The sequence below is a fragment of the Rhizobium sp. SRDI943 genome, from assembly GCF_057653695.1.
This window is the reverse complement of sequence record NZ_JBYGKN010000002.1, coordinates 553056-571558: the sequence shown is the minus strand read 5'-3', so window position 1 is coordinate 571558 and position 18503 is coordinate 553056. Positions and strand designations below refer to the sequence as shown.

The 18503-nt window shown below is 60.1% G+C and carries 15 protein-coding genes; 9 read left to right on the top strand and 6 right to left on the bottom strand.

The features are described 5' to 3' along the window. Positions 1-373: 373 nt before the first annotated feature. The gene (locus tag AC245Y_RS26795) at positions 374-2080 is read left to right on the top strand and encodes an adenylate/guanylate cyclase domain-containing protein (RefSeq protein ID WP_017996937.1); all 1707 of its coding nucleotides are present in this window, start codon (positions 374-376) and stop codon (positions 2078-2080) included. Between the two features lie 305 nt (positions 2081-2385). On the opposite strand, the gene AC245Y_RS26790 is transcribed toward AC245Y_RS26795, so the two are convergent. From AC245Y_RS26790 to AC245Y_RS26770, 5 genes are all read right to left on the bottom strand, one after another. Then, positions 2386-3519 (bottom strand): ABC transporter ATP-binding protein, encoded by a 1134-nt coding sequence (locus AC245Y_RS26790; RefSeq protein ID WP_012763210.1) that lies wholly within the window; start codon positions 3517-3519, stop codon positions 2386-2388. Positions 3520-3609: 90 nt separating this feature from the next. After that, a complete protein-coding gene (locus tag AC245Y_RS26785; protein ID WP_017996939.1) occupies positions 3610-4815 on the bottom strand; it encodes an ABC transporter substrate-binding protein in 1206 nt (401 codons plus the stop codon). Between the two features lie 73 nt (positions 4816-4888). Beyond that, positions 4889-5746: a carbohydrate ABC transporter permease gene (locus tag AC245Y_RS26780; protein WP_003553169.1), complete on the bottom strand. Its 858-nt coding sequence runs from the start codon at positions 5744-5746 to the stop codon at positions 4889-4891. Next, positions 5743-6627 (bottom strand): carbohydrate ABC transporter permease, encoded by an 885-nt coding sequence (locus AC245Y_RS26775; protein ID WP_003553168.1) that lies wholly within the window; start codon positions 6625-6627, stop codon positions 5743-5745. The genes AC245Y_RS26780 and AC245Y_RS26775 overlap by 4 nt, the downstream gene beginning before the upstream one ends. A 13-nt stretch (positions 6628-6640) precedes the next feature. Further along, positions 6641-7798, bottom strand: a complete 1158-nt coding sequence (locus AC245Y_RS26770; protein WP_026157663.1) for a Gfo/Idh/MocA family protein — start codon at positions 7796-7798, stop codon at positions 6641-6643. A gap of 332 nt (positions 7799-8130) precedes the next feature. Between AC245Y_RS26770 and yghX the strand changes: the two genes are divergently transcribed. Next, positions 8131-9018, top strand: a complete 888-nt coding sequence (gene yghX / locus AC245Y_RS26765; protein ID WP_017996941.1) for a YghX family hydrolase — start codon at positions 8131-8133, stop codon at positions 9016-9018. 65 nt (positions 9019-9083) lie between these two features. Here the strand turns inward: yghX and AC245Y_RS26760 are convergent, their stop codons facing one another. Continuing rightward, positions 9084-10457 (bottom strand): MmgE/PrpD family protein, encoded by a 1374-nt coding sequence (locus AC245Y_RS26760; protein WP_017996942.1) that lies wholly within the window; start codon positions 10455-10457, stop codon positions 9084-9086. 39 nt (positions 10458-10496) lie between these two features. Here AC245Y_RS26760 and AC245Y_RS26755 point away from each other — a divergent pair, with 39 nt between their 5' ends. The 7 genes from AC245Y_RS26755 to AC245Y_RS26725 all read left to right on the top strand — a co-directional run bounded on the left by AC245Y_RS26755 (position 10497) and on the right by AC245Y_RS26725 (position 18411). Beyond that, positions 10497-11471: a LysR family transcriptional regulator gene (locus AC245Y_RS26755; RefSeq protein WP_017996943.1), complete on the top strand. Its 975-nt coding sequence runs from the start codon at positions 10497-10499 to the stop codon at positions 11469-11471. Positions 11472-11508: 37 nt separating this feature from the next. After that, positions 11509-12414: a LysR family transcriptional regulator gene (locus AC245Y_RS26750; RefSeq protein ID WP_017996944.1), complete on the top strand. Its 906-nt coding sequence runs from the start codon at positions 11509-11511 to the stop codon at positions 12412-12414. A 178-nt stretch (positions 12415-12592) separates the two neighbouring features. Next, on the top strand, positions 12593-13537 hold the full coding sequence (locus AC245Y_RS26745; protein ID WP_017996945.1) for an ABC transporter permease: 945 nt from the start codon (positions 12593-12595) through the stop codon (positions 13535-13537). Then, positions 13534-14352, top strand: a complete 819-nt coding sequence (locus AC245Y_RS26740) for an ABC transporter permease (RefSeq protein ID WP_017992060.1) — start codon at positions 13534-13536, stop codon at positions 14350-14352. The genes AC245Y_RS26745 and AC245Y_RS26740 overlap by 4 nt, the downstream gene beginning before the upstream one ends. Then, positions 14349-15977, top strand: a complete 1629-nt coding sequence (locus tag AC245Y_RS26735; RefSeq protein ID WP_017996946.1) for an ABC transporter ATP-binding protein — start codon at positions 14349-14351, stop codon at positions 15975-15977. The genes AC245Y_RS26740 and AC245Y_RS26735 overlap by 4 nt, the downstream gene beginning before the upstream one ends. A 1-nt stretch (position 15978) precedes the next feature. Next, positions 15979-16842, top strand: a complete 864-nt coding sequence (locus tag AC245Y_RS26730) for a serine hydrolase (protein ID WP_017996947.1) — start codon at positions 15979-15981, stop codon at positions 16840-16842. Between the two features lie 24 nt (positions 16843-16866). Continuing rightward, complete coding sequence (locus AC245Y_RS26725) at positions 16867-18411, top strand: ABC transporter substrate-binding protein (protein WP_017996948.1); 1545 nt, start codon at positions 16867-16869, stop codon at positions 18409-18411. Positions 18412-18503: the final 92 nt, after the last annotated feature.

The window sequence follows — 18503 nt, the reverse complement described above, 5'->3', positions numbered from 1 at the left end:
TGACCTGGTTGCGCCAAGAGCTGACATTTGGCGAGATTGAGTGAGTGACCGATTTGGGGCCGGAAGGAGACTGGCCGCATCTGGAGAGTTAGCCAGAAATGCAGACTTAGCGCAGTTGCAGTTCGGGCTCCCCGGGACAGAACTGGGCACTTCCGCCGAGGCCCCCGCTCGCCGCCCATCACCAGACGTTCAAGAACCATCCGCTTTCCGTGGATACTCATTTCCGTGTCGTCCACCTCGACGCCGTCGGTCACAAAGAAGGATGACGGCTCGATGGAGGTGGAGATCGCCTGGGCATTACCTCTTTACCACTTGTTGACTCACCCGCGGTTGAACAATAACTTGCTAATTCGGTCGTTAGGCTTGTCCTCACATGACGGATCAATCTATTCAGCGTCGCCTTGCCGCCATCGTCGTTGCCGATGTGGTGGGATACTCACGCCTGATGGAGGCTGATGAGGTCGCAACGCTGGCGACCCTCAGGGAACTCCGTTCCGGCGTTATCGAGCCGGCTGTGATGCGCAACCACGGTCGCATCTTCAAGGTCATGGGCGACGGGTTCCTAATCGAATTCGGTAGCGCAGTGGACGCGGTCGCAGCAGCGTTGGAAATGCAACGGGCCACCACTGCTGTTGAAGCTTCCGGAGACCGGCGCCTGCTTTTGCGTGTAGGCGTCAATCTGGGAGATGTCATTGACGACGGTTCAGACGTCCTCGGCGACGACGTCAATGTCGCGGCGCGCCTCCAGACGCAGGCCGCACCGGGAGGTATCTGCATTTCAGCCAATGTTCACGGCGAGATCGTCGGCAAGATTAGCGACCGGTTCTTTGATGCAGGCGAACGCTACCTGAAGAACCTGACTCGCCCGGTCCACGTGTGGCATTGGCCGGATGCGCTGCAGAGCATATTGCCGCTGCCCGAATGTCCCTCGATTGCTGTATTGCCGTTCACGAATATGAGTGGGGATGATGCGGACGCGCCTTTCGTCGACGGCTTGACTGAAGACCTGATCACCGACCTTTCCCGTACGGCTGGTCTGTTCGTCATCGCGCGCAATTCCGTGTACGTCTACAAGGGCAAACCGGTCGACGTACGGCTGGTCGCCCAGGAACTCGGCGTCCGCTATGTCCTCGAGGGGAGCGCCAGACGCGCAATGGGCCGTGTCCGCATCAATGCCCAATTGGTCGACACGCTTGCCGGCCAGCACTTGTGGGCCGACCGGTTTGACAGGACGGTGGAAGATGTTTTCGAACTACAGGATGAAGTTAACGCCAAGATTGTTGAAGCCCTCGTCGGCCGGCTGACCATCCCGACGCCGCGCAATCGGCCGAAGAACTTTGAGGCGTACGATCTGTGTGTGCGCGCCCGCCTCCTGACGGAAGAGTCGCCGCAAACTGAGCGTGAGGCCTATATGCTGCTCCAACGCGCGGTTGAGCTCGAGCCATCATATGCCGAGGCGCTCGGTCTGCTCGCCTATAACCGTTGGCTTGCCTGGACTCATTTCGGCGAGCCCGAAGATCCTAATCGTCGGATGGCGGCGACGTTCGCGCAGAAGGCGGTCGGCCTGGATCCCAACGATGCCGGCTGCCGTTACGTTCTGGGGACCATTTTGGCTTATGAGCGGCGATGGGAGGAATCGGAGGCCGCCTTCGCCAAGGCCCTGGAGCTGGACCCCAACCACGCCGACACCTGGGCCGCCATGTCGGACATGTCCGTGCTGGACGGCAGGGTTGCCGACGGACTGGCGCAGATTGAAAAAGCTCTGCGGCTCAATCCCTACCCAGCCTGCTGGTATCTTTGTCATCTTGGGCAGGCGCAATACGCCGCGCATGACTATGAGGCGGCAGCCGCTACGCTCCGCAGGAAAGACACGTATCGTACCAACTCACGCAAATTCCTGGCTGCTACGCTTGTGCAGTTGGGCCACCGTGAGGAGGCGCGGCGAGAAGCAGAATTGTTCCTGATCGCCCACCCTCATTTCACGATCGGCCATTGGCTCAGCTCCCAGCCGCTGCGCGATGCATCTGTACAAGACCACTTTGTTGACGGCTTCCGAAAGGCCGGCCTGCCGGAGATGTGACAGCGGGTGGGCACAATCCCGACGCGTTCGAGGACTTGATCAACGGATATGCGCTGTGCGAGAACGGCGGTCTGGATCGCAGTGCCCGGCTTCTTCAGACGCTCCACAAAACGCGTCAATCAGCCCGAGTCTTGCATGACTTCAAATAGGCCGGCCTCTGCCATCTGCAGGAGATTGTCCAACGACGTTCGTGGGGTGAAAATCACCCCGAACCCTACCGGCGAGCAGCCAAAATTGCTTAGGGCGTCGTTTGGCCCCTATCCGGTGCCGCCCCCGGTAGGAAAAACGCCGACCTGGCCGCCGGTTCACGCCGCCGTCGGGTTGATCACGTTCATATCGATTTCGGTCAGTTCAACCCGCCGCTCAAAGGCTATGCCCGCCTCGTCGAAGAGATGGCAATCTGCGGCATTGATGCCGGTTGCAACCGGCGCGTCCGCACGGATGCCGACGCTTCCTGGCAGCATGGCACAGAAATTCTCGGACTCTCCATTGAGCGAAGCGTAAGCGACCGTATTTGCTCCAAGGCGCTCGATGACCGTCGGCGTCACGGTAAAGACGATATCGCCGCCGCCAAGCTGGATATGTTCCGGCCGGATGCCGAGCGTCAAAGCCTTGCCGACCATACCGTCACGCGGCGTCACGGGCAGAACGGCTGTCTGACCCTGATAATCAACTTCGACACCATTGGCGCTGACGCCCTTGCAGATTACGGGCAGAAAATTCATTTTCGGATTGCCGATGAAGCCGGCAACAAACTGATTTGCGGGCTTGTGATAGAGCTCCAGCGGCGCCCCCGTCTGGGAGATATCGCCGGAATCCAGCACGACGATACGATCGGCCATCGTCATGGCCTCGACCTGGTCGTGCGTCACATAGATCATCGTCGCCTTCAACTGCCTATGCAGCTTGGCAAGCTCGATGCGCATGTCGGCGCGAAGTGCTGCGTCGAGGTTGGACAGCGGCTCGTCGAACAGGAATATCTTCGGTTCGCGCACGATCGCGCGGCCGATCGCGACGCGTTGGCGCTGGCCGCCGGATAACATGCCGGGTTTCTGCTGCAGCCGCTGTTCGAGGTGAAGGATGCGCGCCGCGTTTTCCACCTTGGCCTTGAGCTTTTCCTCCTCCATCCTTTCGACGCGAAGCGGAAAGGCAATGTTCTCGAAAACAGTCATGTGCGGATAAAGCGCGTAGGACTGGAACACCATGGCAATGCCGCGCTTGACCGGCGGCAGATCATTGACCCTGATACCATCGATGACGATGTCGCCCGCGCTCGTCGCGTCGAGACCGGCGATCATGCGCAGCAAGGTGGATTTGCCGCAGCCGGACGGACCGACGAAGACGACGAACTCGCCGTTCTTCACATCGAGCTGCACGCCCTTCAGAACTTCGTAGTCGCCATAGAACTTCTGAACTTTGTTGAGAAGGAGCTGTCCCAAAAATCTGTCTCCGCTGGCGGCCGTCGCACATTCGATCATCAGAGAAGGGATCGCGGATGGTCTCCCGCGATCCCGAAGAGCCCAATGGGCTTACTTGAACGCCTCGACTTCGCCGGCAGCCTTCTTGAGAGCAGCCTCCGGCTCGGCCTTGCCCGTCACCACGGACTGTACCATCTCGATCATCGAGTTCTGGAAGCCCTTGTAGTCGGTGAAGAGCGGCTCGGGACCACCGTAGCTGATGCCGTCGATGAGCGGCTTCCAATGGGGATCCTTGGCGACGAATTCATCGACCTTTGCAGAAGGCCGCAGCGGGGTGAGGCCGGCGCCGCCCTGCAATTCGTATTCGGACTGCACATCGGGCGAGGTGATGAACTTGGCGAATTCCGTCGCCTTGTCCTCGACCCCCGAACCCTTGAAGATCGCCAGGCTGTCGGTGATCAGCAGCGTGCCGGGGCCCTTGGCGTCGGGACCGAGCGGCAGCGTCGTGATGCCCCAGCTGATCTTCGTCGCCTTCAGGCGGTCGGCTGCACCCGATCCTGCCTGGATCATCGCCACCTTGCCGTCGAGGAAGATGGCGCGGACTTCGTTCTGCTCGTAGGCCGTCGGGCCTTCTTCGGAGTAGGGGACGATATCCTTGTAGGCCTTTAGCGCGGCGAGTATCTGCGGGCTGTCGAGCGTAACTTTGCCGTCGGCATCGATCACCGTGCCGTTGTTGGTGTAAACCCAATGCATGAACTGGTGCATCGTGTTGTCGAAGGTCTTGGCGGAGAGACCGAAGCCCGGAATGCCGGTCTTTTCCTTGATGGTCTTTGCCATCTCGATTTCTTCAGCCCAGGTCTTCGGCGGCGTCTCGGGATCGAGGCCGGCCTGCTTGAAGAGATCCTTGTTCCAGTAGAGCGCCTTGGTAGAGAAGGCGATCGGAACGCCCCACTGTGAGCCCTCGAAGGTCACGGTGTTGACGATGTTCGGATAGTAGGTCTTCTTCTCGTCGTCCGTCATCGGCACAGGAACGATAAGGTCGTTCTGCGCGAATTCCTTCAGCGTGCGCGAGCCGACATAGGCCATCGCCACCGGCGTACCGGCGGCAGCGAGCGTCGTTGCCTTGTCCTGGCACTGTGCCCATCCGACGACCTCAGGGGCAATCTTCCAGCCCGTGTTCTTTTCTTCCCACTGCTTGATATATTTGGTGTGGACCGGGTCGATCGTGTCGCCGCAATAGATCCAGCTGATTTCCTTGTCGGCCGCCTGGGCAGTGACGGCCGTCAGTGCCGTCGAACCGAGCAGGGCGAGCGCCATAAGGCCTGTCTTGATTGATATGCTCACGTCGTGACTCCCATTCTTGTGTTAGCTGTTCACTCGTTTTTTGGTCTTATTGTTTCACCGCACCGGCGGTCAGCCCGCCGACAAGGTAGCGCTGAAGGAAGAAGATGACGACCATCGCCGGCGCAATACCGACGAAGGAAGCCGCCATCAGTTCGTTCCAGATGACCTCCTGCTTGCCGAAGTAAGCAAAGAGCCCCACCGGCAAGGGCATGTATTCGGTCTTCGAGTTGAACGTCAGCGCGAAGATGAATTGCTGGGCGTAGGCGCCGATGAAGGTGGTGATGGCGACGACGATGATCCCCGGCATCGCAATGGGCAGGATGACCCGGCGCAGCGTGTAGAAGTGGCTGGCGCCATCCATGTAGGCCGCTTCGTTGAGTTCCTGCGGAATACGGATCATGTAGGTTCGCAGCAGCCAGATCGCCGAGGGGATCAGGAAGGCGACGCCCGGCACGATCATGGCGAGATAGGTGTTGAGCACGCCGATGCTGCGCATCAGCCGGAAGAGCGGGATCAACAGCACGGCGCCGGAGAACATGTTTACCGTCAGGAAGGCGCCGAGCAGAATGCCCATGCCCCTGAATTCGAACTTCGCAAAGGCATAAGCCGCCGGAATGACGAGGCAGAGCACGATCAGCGTGACGATGATCGAGATGAAGAACGAGTTGAAGATATAACGTCCGAAGCCCGGCACGCTGATCCACATCGTCCGATAGGCTTCAAACGAGCCGTTCTCCGGCCAGAAACGGTAGGGCGAAGAGAAAAGCTGGCTGAGCGGCTTCAGCGAAACCAGGAAACCTTCGACGAAGGGCGACAGCACGAAGAAAAGAAATAGCGCGATGCCGCAATAGATCAGGATGATTTCCCACCAACGGTAACGGTCGATCATGGCTGCATTGCTCATGCGCGCTTCTCCGGGTTGAGGCGGCGGGTGACGCGGAAATAGGCGAAGCAGAACAGCGACAGGAAGATGCAGATCAAAACGGCGCGCGCTGCACCTTCACCGTATTTCTTCGAGCCGATCGCGGTCTGATAGGTATCGATGATCATCGTCGTCGTCTCGCCGCTCGGTCCGCCCTGCGTCAGGATCCAGATGATGTCGAACGAGTTGAAGGTGGCGATCAGCGACAGCATCGACATGGTGATGATCGCCGGCACCATCAGCGGCAGCGTGATGCGGCGGAAGCGGTACCAGCGGCCGGCGCCGTCGGTCCAGGCGGCCTCGTAGAGATCCTTCGGAATGGATTGGATCGCCGCCAGGAAGTAGATCGTCACCAGCGGCACGCCGATCCACACGTCGGTGATGATCGTTGCCCAGAAGGCGGTGTTTCCATAGGCGAGGAAGGCGACGGGGCCGTCGACGAGACCGAAGCGCTGCAGCATGCCCGATATCATCCCGAACTGGCCATTATACATCCAGCCCCACATAAAGATGCCGATGGCCATCGGCACGATCCATGGCGGCATGGTCAAAAGCCGAAACAACGAGCGGCCGGGGACCGCGGCATTCAGCATGGTCGCCCCGAAGGTGCCGATCACCATTTTCAGGGCGACCGAGAAGAAGGTCCAGATGAAGGTGCGGATGATGACTTCGGCAAACCGCTCGTTGAAGATCTTCTCGTAATTGGCCCAGCCGACCCAATTGGTGGTCTTCCTGAGGGACGCGTCGGTGAAGGAGAGAATGAAGGTATCGACCAGCGGATAGGCGACGATCGCCAGGACATAGAGCACAGCCGGAAGAAGAAGGACGCAAGCGAAGATGAAGGTGCTTCTTTGAACACTCATCTTGCCGCCCTCCTCAAGCCGCTCTCGCGTGAAGGGCTTCGTCGAAGCGGTCCCAGACGGGTCTGAGATCGACGACCGCTTTCTTCATCCTCGCTTCGTCCATCGCCAAGGCGAGGATGCCGGCTTCGAGCGCATTCAGGGTGGAAACAGGAAGTTCGAGCCCGGTGCGCACGCTTTCAAGCAGGTCGCTCGCCATCTGCTCATCGGCGCCGTAGTGCTGAGAGAGCTCGGTGGCGGCATATTTGTTTTCGAGCACCTTGTTGCCGGTCAGCTGTTCGTGAACGTCGAGATAGCCACGAACGAAATCGCCTTCGGCCATGCCCCGCGAACCCATGATGGCAAAACGGCGGAATTGGTCGGGCACATTGAGATTGGTGTGAAAGTTCATGCCGACGCCATTGGCATATTCGACGATCGCGACCTGATAGTCGATGATATCGGCATCGCTGTCGAACACCTTGTCCGATCCCATCCATCCGCTCGGCTTGCGGTGGAAGAGCTCGAGGTCGTTGATGCCCTCGCGCGCCGGGTCGTTTGCCGGAATGAAGCTCTTGCGGCCGCCGAAACTTGCGACGCGCTCCGGCCGTGCGCCGGCGACGCCATTATAGAGATCGAGGTCGTGGCAGCATTTCTCCAGCATGAAGCTGCCTGAATAGCGCTCATAGCGGCGCCAGTCGCGCATGAAGAAAGCGCCGTGATAAGGCTCGATATGTTCGGAAGCCTCGATCGACACGATCTGACCAAGCTTGCCCTCGGCCTGGATGGCGCGAAGATCCTTATAAAGAGGAGAATAGCGCAAGACGAGACCGACCATCAGTCGCTCATGGCCGAATTTTGCCATCAGATGGGCAAGTTCGATGCTTTCGGCGATCGTCGTGACGATCGGCTTTTCGCAGAAGACCTTGAGACCGGCTTGAAGTCCGAGCCTGATATGGTCGAGATGCAGGTGGTTGGGGGAGCCGATCATCAGCAGATCGAGCTTTTCAGAGGCAAGGAGCTCCTCCGGCGAACCATAGGCCTTGCCGACTGAAATTCCCTTTTCCGTCAATCCCGGAAGTCCGGCGGGTTCCGGATCCACATAGCCGACAATGTCGAAGCTGCTATCGATTGCCTTGAAAACATAGCCGAGATAGCCGAGCCGGAATCCTAGCCCGATGATTCCCACTTTCATGCCGATCAAGTTCCCATTTAGTAATTTATTTTCTTTAAGTTGGGACAAAAATCGGGGGGCGTCAATAGAAAACGGGCATCGAAGCGCAAGCATGAAATTAATTTTCATAGATCGATAGCCGGCGGTCGATTGCTGGCTGTCACCGGCCGGACGCAGATTCCACAAGGGACGTGTGCGCATCACTTAACGCCGGGGCAGCGAATTCAGCGACTGTTGGCACAGCCAGCGATCGCCCCGGCAAAGCTCACGCGGAACTCGCGAAATGTTGAAAAGAGCCGCGAGTTTACGTGTGTAGGATGGGCGCGACAACCCGGAGGCAAGGAGGAGCCATCATGACACGTATGACAGCCAAGGATTTCCCTCAGGAACTTCTCGAACTCTACGATTATTACGCGCACGGGAGAATTACCAAGCGCGAGTTTCTCGACCGGGCCGGCAAATTCGCTGTCGGCGGACTGACCGCAGCTGCCATTCTTTCATCGCTGAGCCCTGACTATGCGCTGGCGACCCAGGTCGAGTTCACCGATCCCGATATCTCAGCCGAATACATCACCTATCCCTCGCCAAAGGGAAATGGCGATGTCCGTGGCTATCTCGTCCGCCCTAAAAACGCGACCGGCAAAGTCGCGGCCGTGGTGGTCGTTCACGAGAATAGGGGCCTGAACCCCTATATCGAGGATGTGGCGCGTCGCGTGGCGAAGGCAGGTTTCATTACACTTGCGCCGGATGGCCTCACCTCGGTCGGAGGCTATCCCGGCAACGACGAAAAGGGGCGGGAACTGCAGCAGAAGGTCGACCCGGAGAAGCTGATGAACGACTTCTTCGCGGCGGTCGAATTTTTGATGCACAGCGATCTCACCACCGGCAAGGTCGGTATCACCGGCTTCTGCTATGGCGGCGGCGTTGCCAACGCTGCGGCGGTCGCCTATCCGGAGCTTGCCGCAGCCGTGCCCTTCTATGGCAGGCAGCCGCGCGCCGAAGACGTGCCGAAGATCAAGGCCCCGTTGCTTCTCCATTATGCCGGACTGGACAAGGGCATCAACGAGGGCTGGCCGGCCTACGAAGCTGCGCTGAAGTCATCGGGAAAAACATTCGAGGCCTACGTCTATCCTGAGGTCAACCACGGCTTTCACAATGATTCCACGCCCCGCTACGATGAGGCGGCAGCCAAGCTCGCCTGGCAGCGAACGGTCGACTGGTTTACGAAATACCTCGCCTGAGAAACCGGACTTGAACGAGCCGCGGCGGGGAGCCATTCCCCGCCGCTTTTCCGTCCCGCGGCTTGTCAAGGCGACTGACGGTCTGTGATCAGGCTCCAGAAGGGATCGTCGCCGGACAGGTTTTCCAAATCGGCAAGCCCGCGAAGCCGCAGGAAAGCGGCGCCGGACACATTCCGATTTCCCCAGCGCAAGCAGTCCATGAATTTGACTTCGCGTTCATGGACGCTCATCGGCGCTTCGAGCGATCCCTTCGCATGCAAGCGGGACTTGTTCAAAATGCGCCCGTCGCGCATCGTCACCGTGACGACATGCGGGAGGCGCTCCACGCCTTTTTCCTCATCAGCCGAATAGGACTGCATGTCGATGCGCGGCACTAATTCCCGGATTTCCGCTCGCCCAATCTCCTGCCGTGTAAAGTCCGAAAGGCTAAGGGAGCCTTTGAGGAAAGCTGTCGCCAGGCAATATTGCATCGAGAAGCGTGCCTGCATCTCGTCGGTGGGCTCGGGATAGGCGAGGTTACGGGCAGCGGATATGCCGACTTTCGTCTCGATCCTGGCAATGTCGTCCGCCAAAAGCCCATGCTCCTGCTTCAGATCCAGAAGCGCGTCGATGGCGCGATGGGTGGAGGCGCAGCAGGGATGGCGCTTGGTCACCACGCCCCGGCTTTCGATGATGTGCTCCGCCTCGAATGTCAGGCCGTCCCAGCCCTTGGCGTCATCGCCCCCGAAAAGATCGACGAAGCCTTGCGGCCGTTCGAGGATATCCGGCCGCCCGCTCATGCCCACCAACGCCATGCGTGCCGCGTCCACGGCATTGCGCGCGGCAATGCCGGCGTGAAGCGGTTTGGCGGTCGTGCCGAATTGCCCTTTCGGGCCGCAGGCGAAGCTCGTCGCCAGGCTCATCGCCGCGACTAAGCCGTTTTCGTCGGCGCCGAGAAGCCGTGCTACGCCAGCCGCGGCCCCGATGCTGCCGACCGTCGCCGTTGCGTGCCAGCCCCTGTTGTAGTGAGAGGGATTGACGCCAAAGCCGACCGCCGCTTGCGCTTCCAGCCCGGCCAGGTAGGCCTCGAGAAACCGTCTTCCGCTTGTGGCCTTGCCGCGCGTCAGAACCGCCAGCAGCGCCGGCACCAGCACCGCGGAAGCATGAGCCCTTGCCGGATGGAAATTGTCATCGAAATCGAGCGCATGAGCCGCCGTTGCGTTGATGAGTGCGGCGAAAGAGGGCGAGGCGGAGCCGCCGGTGACGAGCCGCGCTTGCCCGCCTCCGGCGATTTCCCCGTCGAAGGCACGGGTGAGTGCGGCAACGCTGTCATCGCCCCTGCCTGCAATCATGCAGCCGATGGTGTCCACCGCAGCATCTCTTGCCCGGTCCATCGCGAGGTTTGAGAACGTCGTTCGCGACAGGAGCTGTTCCGCGATCTTCCGGAGAATGGTGGCCATTGACGAAAGTCTTTCCGTGAGTTTGGTTCTCAGCGGAAAATGTTCAACTTTCCGCAGCTCCGCAATCTTATGCGGTTTGCGGGTAGGGCTATCGACGTTGGAGATAGAATGGCGCGACACACGAGTGCGGCGATCAGCCTGAAGCATATCGAGGCCTATGACGCGATCGCCGCGACGGGCTCGACGATCGCCGCTTCCGTCGAGCTTGGGATCTCGCAATCGAACGCCAGTCGCCTGTTGCAGCAACTGGAAGACTATCTCGGCGTCCGGCTTTTCGACCGGGAAAAGAACCGGCTTCAACCGACCCGCGAGGGGCTGCAGCTCGGCCCGGAAATCCGTGCCATTTCCGACCGGCTACGCGCCTTGAAAACGGCGGCGATGGAACTCGAGAGCGGTCGATCGCGCGAGATCATGCTGCGGCTCGCCTTTCCCTCCAGTCTTTCCTCGACGCGCATTCCGAAGCTGGTGAAGAACTTTCTCGCAGCGAATGGACCGATGCGCGTCGAAGTCGCATCCGGCAGCTATCTGGCAATTGAACGGATGGTGGCTGACGGCGAGGCCGATCTCGGCTTCGCGCGTCTGCCGCTGATGAGCTCGGGATTGAAACAGGAGAAGATCCTGTCGTCGCGGGTCATTTGCGCCCTGCACAACGATCATCCCAAGGCCGGCAGCCGCCAATTGTCGGTCGGCGACCTGAAGGGGCAGGATCTGATCATGCTGAACAGGGAGCGACCGGTTCGCCATGAGCTTGAGGCATTGTTCTACAAATCCGGCATCCGTCAACGCCCCCTGCTCGAGGCGCATTCGGTCGCGAGTGCCTGCGCGCTGGCTGCACAGGGGCTCGGCATTGCACTGGTCGGCGAGATCATCGCCCGCGAATATGCGACGCTGCCGCTGCAGTTCATTCCGCTCGAACCGGAACTGCCGGTTGCTTACGCGCTGATCAGCGGAGAGAAATTTCCGATGCCCAAGGCCGCCAGCCTCTTCCTTCAAAGCATTTCGGACTGGGTATGATGACGGCGCCTGAACGGTACCGGGGGGTCGCAAACGCATGAATATCAAGCAACTGGAAGTCCTGCGCACGCTTTTGGCGACAGGGTCGACGATTGCCACGGCAAAGACGATGGGCCTCAGTCAGTCCGGCGTCAGCCGCCTTCTCCAGCAGCTCGAGGCGGACCTTTCGATGTCGCTTTTCGTGCGCGACAAAGGCCGTCTCATCCCCACCCCCGAGGCCCTGCTTCTCGCCCGCGATGCCGAGAACATCTTGCTGGCGGTCGATCGGATGTCGGGCCACGCGGAGGACTTAAGAAGCGGCGCTGCCGGCCCGGAGATCGTCCGCGTCGGCTTGCCGAGCAGCATGTGGGAGCATTTCGCGCCGGCAATGCTGGCCGATTACATCGGCGATTTCCCCGGTGTGCGGATCGAAACCTTCTTCGAGACGACGACCGCCATCAACAAGCTCGTCGAGCAGAGGGTGATCGACTTCGGCTTTCTGCGCATGGAGGGCGAGAGCGGACCGGGCATCGAGGTCGAGCGGGTCGCAACCGGCGAAAGCGTCTGCGTCGTTCCGAAGGATCATCCTCTTGCGAAACTGGAGGAAATCACGGTCAGAAATTTGCGCGACGTGCCCCTCATTCTGATTGGCCGCCAACGGCCGAACCGCATGGCGCTCGACCAGACTTTCCGGCGGGCCGGCATCAAGCAGATCGTCAAAATCGAGACGCATACCAACAGTTCCGCCTGTTCCTATGTCGCGCATGGCCTTGGGGTCACGATCATCAGCAGCTTTTATGCGAATCTCTATCGCCACCTGCCGGTGGTTCACCGTCGTTTCGTGCCACGCGCGACCCAGGAGTTCGGATTGGCGAGGGCGGTCGGAACGCCACTCTCGATTGCCGCCCATGCTCTTAGCGACGCCTTAAAGCGACAGATTAAGCTATCGCAAAAAGACATTTGAAATTAAATATTTAGCCTGCATCCCTATTCCAGCGCAGCCGCTTTGGTTGCGGTCGTATTCCGCATAGACTTATGACAGAATCGCATAATATTGCGGATATTTCCTCATTCGATCATAGTCTGCGGCAACGAAACCGATGGCGCGGGGCACTGTCCGTTACCCATCGCGGGGAACAAAAATGCTGAAATTCGTTCTAAACCGCCTGTTGATGGCATTGCCGACGATCGTCCTCGTTTCGGTGACGGTCTTCACGCTGATCCGCTTCATACCCGGCGATCCGGCGGCATTGATGCTGGGTGATATGGCTGAGCCGGGTCAGATCGCGGCGATGCGCTCGGAACTCGGCCTCGACAAATCGCTGCCGGAACAGTTCCTGATCTGGACCGCCAATGTCGTCCAGGGTGATTTCGGCCGCTCGATCGTCAACGACGAGCCGGTTCTGCCGCTCGTCGCATCACGCTTTCTGGTCAGCGCCGAAGTCGTCGTCATCGCCGTCCTTCTGGCGAGCCTCATCGCCGTGCCGGCCGGTGTCATCGCCGCCTGGCGGCAGAACAGTCTGACGGACCTGGCGCTCGTCGGCACGGCCACGATCCTGCTGTCGATCCCGACATTCTGGCTCGGCCTCCTGCTCCTGCTTTTCTTCGGCCTGAAACTCAGCTGGCTACCGGTCCTCGGCTATGTCTCGATCGGCAGCAACGTTACCGGCGGCCTGCTTTACCTCGTGCTGCCGATCATGACCCTGGTCATTCACGAGATGGGTGTGTTGATCCGCATGGCACGCGCCTCGACGCTGGAAGTGCTGCGTCTCGACTATATCACCCACGCCCGGGCCAAGGGGCTTTCCGAGAGGGCCGTCCTCTGGCGGCACGCCTTCAAGAATGCCTTCGGCCCGACCTGGACAGTCATCGGTCTGATCCTCGGCAATCTGCTCGGCGGCATTGCCGTCATCGAAACTGTCTTCACCATTCCGGGGCTCGGGCGACTGATGGTCGACAGTATTTTTGCCCGCGATTACCCCGTGATCCAGGGTTGCCTGCTGTTCGTCTCGCTTTCCTATGTGTTGGTCAATTTGGTCGTCGACCTGCTCTATCCCTTGTTCGATCCGCGGGTAGTCGCCGAATGAAAAACGTCACCTTCAACGGCTTCATCGGCAGCATTCTGATTGCCGCATTGCTGATCTCCGCTGCGATCGGCCTTTTCTGGACCCCCTATGATCCGATGAAGCTCGGCTTCACCGCACGGCTGGCGGCACCAAGCAGCGCCCACTGGCTCGGAACCGATGAATTCGGCCGCGACGTGCTCAGCCGCCTGATCGTCGGCGCCCGGGCGAGCGTCTGGATCGGCACCTTGACGGTCACATTCGCGACGGTCTGCGGCACGCTGATCGGTCTCGTCAGCGGTTACGCCCGCGGTTGGATCGATGCCGTCATTATGGCCGTCAACAATGCGCTTCTCGCCTTTCCGGGCATCCTTCTGGCGCTTGGATTGCTCGCCGTCTTCGGCGCCAACCAATATGGCATCATCTTCGCGCTGGGCATTGCCTATTCTCCCTCGATGGCCCGCGTTGTCCGGGGTGCCGTCCTGTCGCTGCGCGAGCGGGAATTCATCGAGGCCTCCAAGGTGATGGGCAATGGCGAGCTCTACACCATGTTCCGCCATATCCTCCCCAATTGCATCGCCCCAATCACCGTGCTGGCGACCTCGATGTTCGGTTGGGCGATCCTTTCGGAAAGCGCGCTCAGCTTTCTCGGTCTCGGCGTCCCGCCACCGGCGCCAACCTGGGGCAACATGCTGGCTGCCGGGCGACCATTCATCGAGCAGGCTGTCTGGCTGGGTCTGTTCCCGGGCCTGGCGATCGCCCTGACGCTTCTCGGCATCAATCTTCTGGGCGACGCTCTTCGGGACAAGCTTGATCCGCGGATGAGGGGGCTGAAATGACCAATAGAACGCTTTTGAATGTCCGCAACCTGTCGCTTCAGGTCACTGGGACCGGTGTGCAGGTCGTCAAGGACGTCAGCTTCAACATCGCGCCGGGCGAAATCTTCGGCATCGTCGGAGAAAGCGGATCGGGCAAGACGCTGGCAACACGCGCCCTGATCTCGCTGCTACCGGCACCCATCAGGGTGATCGGCGGCTCCATTGCCTACAAGGGACGCGACGTGCTTTCCATGAACGGCGCGCAATTGCGCCAGTTGCGTGGTGCGGAAATCGGTGTCGTCTTCCAGGAGCCGATGACCTCGCTCAATCCCTCGATGACCGTCGGCCGTCAACTCGAAGAAGGGTTGCAACTGCATACGAAACTTTCGAAGGAGGAACGACGCAGCCGGATCCTCGACATGCTGAACCGGGTCGGGATCCGCGACCCCGCCGGGGCGCTCACGTCCTATCCGCATGAATTCTCAGGCGGCATGCGCCAGCGCATCATGCTGGCATCGGTGATGCTGCTGAAACCGGCGCTCTTGATCGCCGACGAGCCGACGACCGCGCTCGATGCCGTGATCCAGCGCGATGTCATGGAATTGATGGTGGAGCTGACGCAGGCGGAAGGCACCGCCGTGCTGCTGATCAGTCACGATCTGCCGATGGTTGCCCGCTACACGAACCGCATCGTCGTGATGGAAAAGGGCGTGATCGTCGAAGAAGGACGCACCGCCGATCTGCTCGACGCACCGCAGCGTGCCTATACGAAGAAACTGCTTTCCTCCCTGCCGTTTCGCGGAGAGACGCGGACGATCGACAAGACCAGAGCGCCGATGGTCTCTGCGCGCGATATCGTCGTCGACTATCCGGGCCGGCGGTCGCTGATGAAGAAGGCAACGCCGAAACGGGCGCTGCATGGCGTCAGCATCGATATCCACGAGGGCGAAGTCGTGGCGCTGGTCGGCGGTTCGGGTTCCGGCAAGACCACGCTCGGCCGCACCATTGCCGGACTGGTCCGCGAGAGCGAAGGCGATATCCGGTTCAAGGGACGCAGCCGCGACGCAGACTGGATGGACTATCGGCTGAATTGCCAGATGGTGTTTCAAGATCCTTATTCCTCGCTCGATCCGCGCATGACCATCCTCGCGCTCGTGGAAGAAGCGCTGCGGCTCGTTCCCGATCTCGACGCCATGACTAAGCGCAAGCGCGCCCTGGAGACGCTGGAGGAAGTCGGTCTTGGGTCCGACTATGCCGGGCGCTACCCGCATGAGCTTTCGGGCGGCCAGCGGCAGCGCGTGGCGATTGCCCGCGCCATTGCGCGCCGGCCGAAATTCCTGATCGCCGACGAACCGGTATCGGCGCTCGACGTGACGGTCAGGGCGCAGGTGCTCGAACTCCTGTCCGATCTGCAAAAACGCTACGGCTTTTCCTGCCTGTTCATCAGCCATGATCTCGGCGTGGTCGAACAGGTGGCCGATCGCGTCGTCGTCATGCAGGACGGCCGGATCATCGAGGAGGGCGACCGCGATACGGTTTTCGACAGACCGAAGGAGGCCTATACGCAAAGGCTTCTCTCGGCCATCCCCGCTCTGGACCACAATGCTCAGGGCGGCGTGATCCTCAAATGGCGCCTGGAGAACTGACATGACGACGATGATTGAATCCGCAAAGCTCGGCGAGCGATTGAACGCGATCTGCGATGCCCAGCCTTTCGTCACGCGTTTCATGGTGCGTGCGCTTGGCACAGGTGAAACGATCGGCAGAGGCGCGGACGAGGAAACCCCTTCCGCCAGCACCCGAAAGACCTCGATCATGATGGCCGCCTTGAAGGCCGCCCATGAGGGCCGCCTGGACCTGGACGAACAGATCACCTACGAAAAGCGTTTCGCCGAGGAAGTGGCGAGCGGGATGTTCCGCTATCTGACGCCCGGTATCGTCATATCGCTGCGCGATGCCATCACCGGCATGATGGTGCTGAGCGACAATGTCTGCACCAAGATGGTCTTCGAAAGGCTGACGCTCGATGAGGTCGACAGCTATTGCAAGTCGATCGGCATGACGGGCACCAACCATCGCTTCCTCATCCCTCCCTTGGCGCTGTCGCCCGATCACTCATTGAAAGCCGTCACCACGACGACGGCGCGGGATCAGGTCTATCTGCTGCAGACCATCCTGGATGCGCAGGATTCGCGGGAAGCCGCGGACCGGCTCGGCTGCTCGCAGGCGCTCAGCGCTTACGCGCTTCAGACCCTGAAGAACCAGATCCTGCGTTATGCCATTCCCTCCAGGCTGCCCTTCGGTGTGCTCGTCGCCCACAAGGGCGGAACGGGAAAGCGCGGCCGCATGAATGCCGGTATCGTCTATCGCGACGGTTCCCCCTTCTACATCATCGCCGCCTATACCGACGACGTGCCGCAGGAGATGCCGGACGGCACCCCCGGCTACACGGTCGCACTTGAGACCATCGGCAGGCTTTCACGCGCCTGCTGGGATGAACTCCAATCCTGACGATCATAAAAAGAGGGTAGAACAATGCACAAGCTTCTTCTTGCAGGTACCATGTTGATGGCGATGACCGGCGTGATCCACGCCCGCGACATCGTCGTGGCTCAAAGTTCCGATCTGCGCAGCAACAATCCAGGCGTCAATCGCGACGGCAATACCGATGGCGTCATCCTGCATATCGTCGAAGGGCTCGTCGGCTATGCCAACAACGGCGAGGTCAAGCCGCTGCTGGCAAAGAGCTTCGAAGTCTCGGCGGATGGGCTGACCTACAGCTTCAAACTGCGTGACGACGTCAAATTCCACAACGGCAAGACATTGACCGCCGATGACGTCGTTTGGAACTGGAACCGCTATCTCAAGCCCGAAACGAAATGGACCTGCCTTCCTGACTTCGACGGCAGCGGCAGCGTGCATGTTACGGGGGTCAAGGCAGTCGATGCGTCGACCGTCACCATCACGCTGGAAAAGCCATCCGCGGTTTTCCTTGGCCTGATGTCGCGCCCCGAATGCGGTTACACCGGGATCATTTCCCCGGAATCGGTCGGCGCAGACGGAAATTTCGTCAAGCCGATCGGCACCGGCCCCTTCAAATGGGATGAATGGAAAAAGGGCGAGTATATCCATCTCGCCAAGTTCGACGATTATGTCTCGCCAGAGAATGACGGCAAGCCCGACGGCATGGTCGGCTCCAAACGCCCTCTCGTCGATGGCATCAAGTTCATGGTCATTCCCGATGCTTCGACCGTAAAGGCCGGCCTTCAGTCCGGCGTGCTCGATACCGCGGAGATTTCGCCGGATCTCATTCCCGAATTCAAGACGAGCGACGCGATGCAACTGATCGTGGCTCGCAACAACGGCAAAAACCTCTTCTACATCCAGACGCGCGACAAGGTTCTGAGCAATCCCGGCGTGCGCCGCGCCATGGCGATGGCGCTCGATCTCGACCAGCTCGTCGAGGCCGCCTCCAATGGCACCGGCGCAGCCAACGGTTCGATGGTTTCGCAAGACTCGCTCTATTTCGACGATGTCCAGAAGGAGCGTCTGCCCTACGACATCGAGGCCGCGAAGAAAGAGCTTGCGGCGGCCGGCTATAAGGGCGAGCCGATTACCATCATCGCCAACAAGCGCAGCAACGTGCCAAGCTTCCCGGCCGCGGTGATGGCGCAGGCCATGATGCAGCAGGCAGGTCTCAATGTGCAGATCGAGGTGCTCGACTATGCGACGCAGGTCGATCGCCGCCGGTCCGGCAACTACCAGATCATCTCGCAATCGGTCGCGCCGCGGCTCGATCCGGCGCTGATGTACGGCTTCTATGTCGGCAACAAGGACAAGAATGCGTCCTTGATGTGGGATGATCCAAAGGCTGTCGAGTTGATGAAGGCCGCCTATGCGGAGGCCGACCAGACGAAGCGTCAAGCGATCTTCGACGAGTTTCACACGCTGATGCTCAAGGAAATGCCGGGCATCTTCCTCTATGACATGGTGGATGTCTGGGGCGCGACCAAGAAGCTGAAGGGCCAGCCCGTCTGGCAATCGAATGCCCGTCTTTGGGAAGTTTCGCTCGACAACTGATCCTCAATCGCCGCGCCCGATAGTTCGGGCGCCGCCATCCCACTTCGACAGTCAACAGGAGATCCGGCAGGCAGTCCTGCCGGGTCCGGTGC

Coding starts and splice junctions, on each gene's coding strand:
- AC245Y_RS26795 (WP_017996937.1), top strand. CDS start 374: ATGACGGATCAATCTATTCAGCGTCGCCTTGCCGCCATCGTCGTTGCC.
- AC245Y_RS26785 (WP_017996939.1), bottom strand. CDS start 4,815: ATGGCGCTCGCCCTGCTCGGTTCGACGGCACTGACGGCCGTCACTGCC.
- AC245Y_RS26780 (WP_003553169.1), bottom strand. CDS start 5,746: ATGAGCAATGCAGCCATGATCGACCGTTACCGTTGGTGGGAAATCATC.
- AC245Y_RS26775 (WP_003553168.1), bottom strand. CDS start 6,627: ATGAGTGTTCAAAGAAGCACCTTCATCTTCGCTTGCGTCCTTCTTCTT.
- AC245Y_RS26770 (WP_026157663.1), bottom strand. CDS start 7,798: ATGAAAGTGGGAATCATCGGGCTAGGATTCCGGCTCGGCTATCTCGGC.
- yghX (WP_017996941.1), top strand. CDS start 8,131: ATGACACGTATGACAGCCAAGGATTTCCCTCAGGAACTTCTCGAACTC.
- AC245Y_RS26760 (WP_017996942.1), bottom strand. CDS start 10,457: ATGGCCACCATTCTCCGGAAGATCGCGGAACAGCTCCTGTCGCGAACG.
- AC245Y_RS26755 (WP_017996943.1), top strand. CDS start 10,497: ATGTTCAACTTTCCGCAGCTCCGCAATCTTATGCGGTTTGCGGGTAGG.
- AC245Y_RS26750 (WP_017996944.1), top strand. CDS start 11,509: ATGAATATCAAGCAACTGGAAGTCCTGCGCACGCTTTTGGCGACAGGG.
- AC245Y_RS26745 (WP_017996945.1), top strand. CDS start 12,593: ATGCTGAAATTCGTTCTAAACCGCCTGTTGATGGCATTGCCGACGATC.
- AC245Y_RS26740 (WP_017992060.1), top strand. CDS start 13,534: ATGAAAAACGTCACCTTCAACGGCTTCATCGGCAGCATTCTGATTGCC.
- AC245Y_RS26735 (WP_017996946.1), top strand. CDS start 14,349: ATGACCAATAGAACGCTTTTGAATGTCCGCAACCTGTCGCTTCAGGTC.
- AC245Y_RS26730 (WP_017996947.1), top strand. CDS start 15,979: ATGACGACGATGATTGAATCCGCAAAGCTCGGCGAGCGATTGAACGCG.
- AC245Y_RS26725 (WP_017996948.1), top strand. CDS start 16,867: ATGCACAAGCTTCTTCTTGCAGGTACCATGTTGATGGCGATGACCGGC.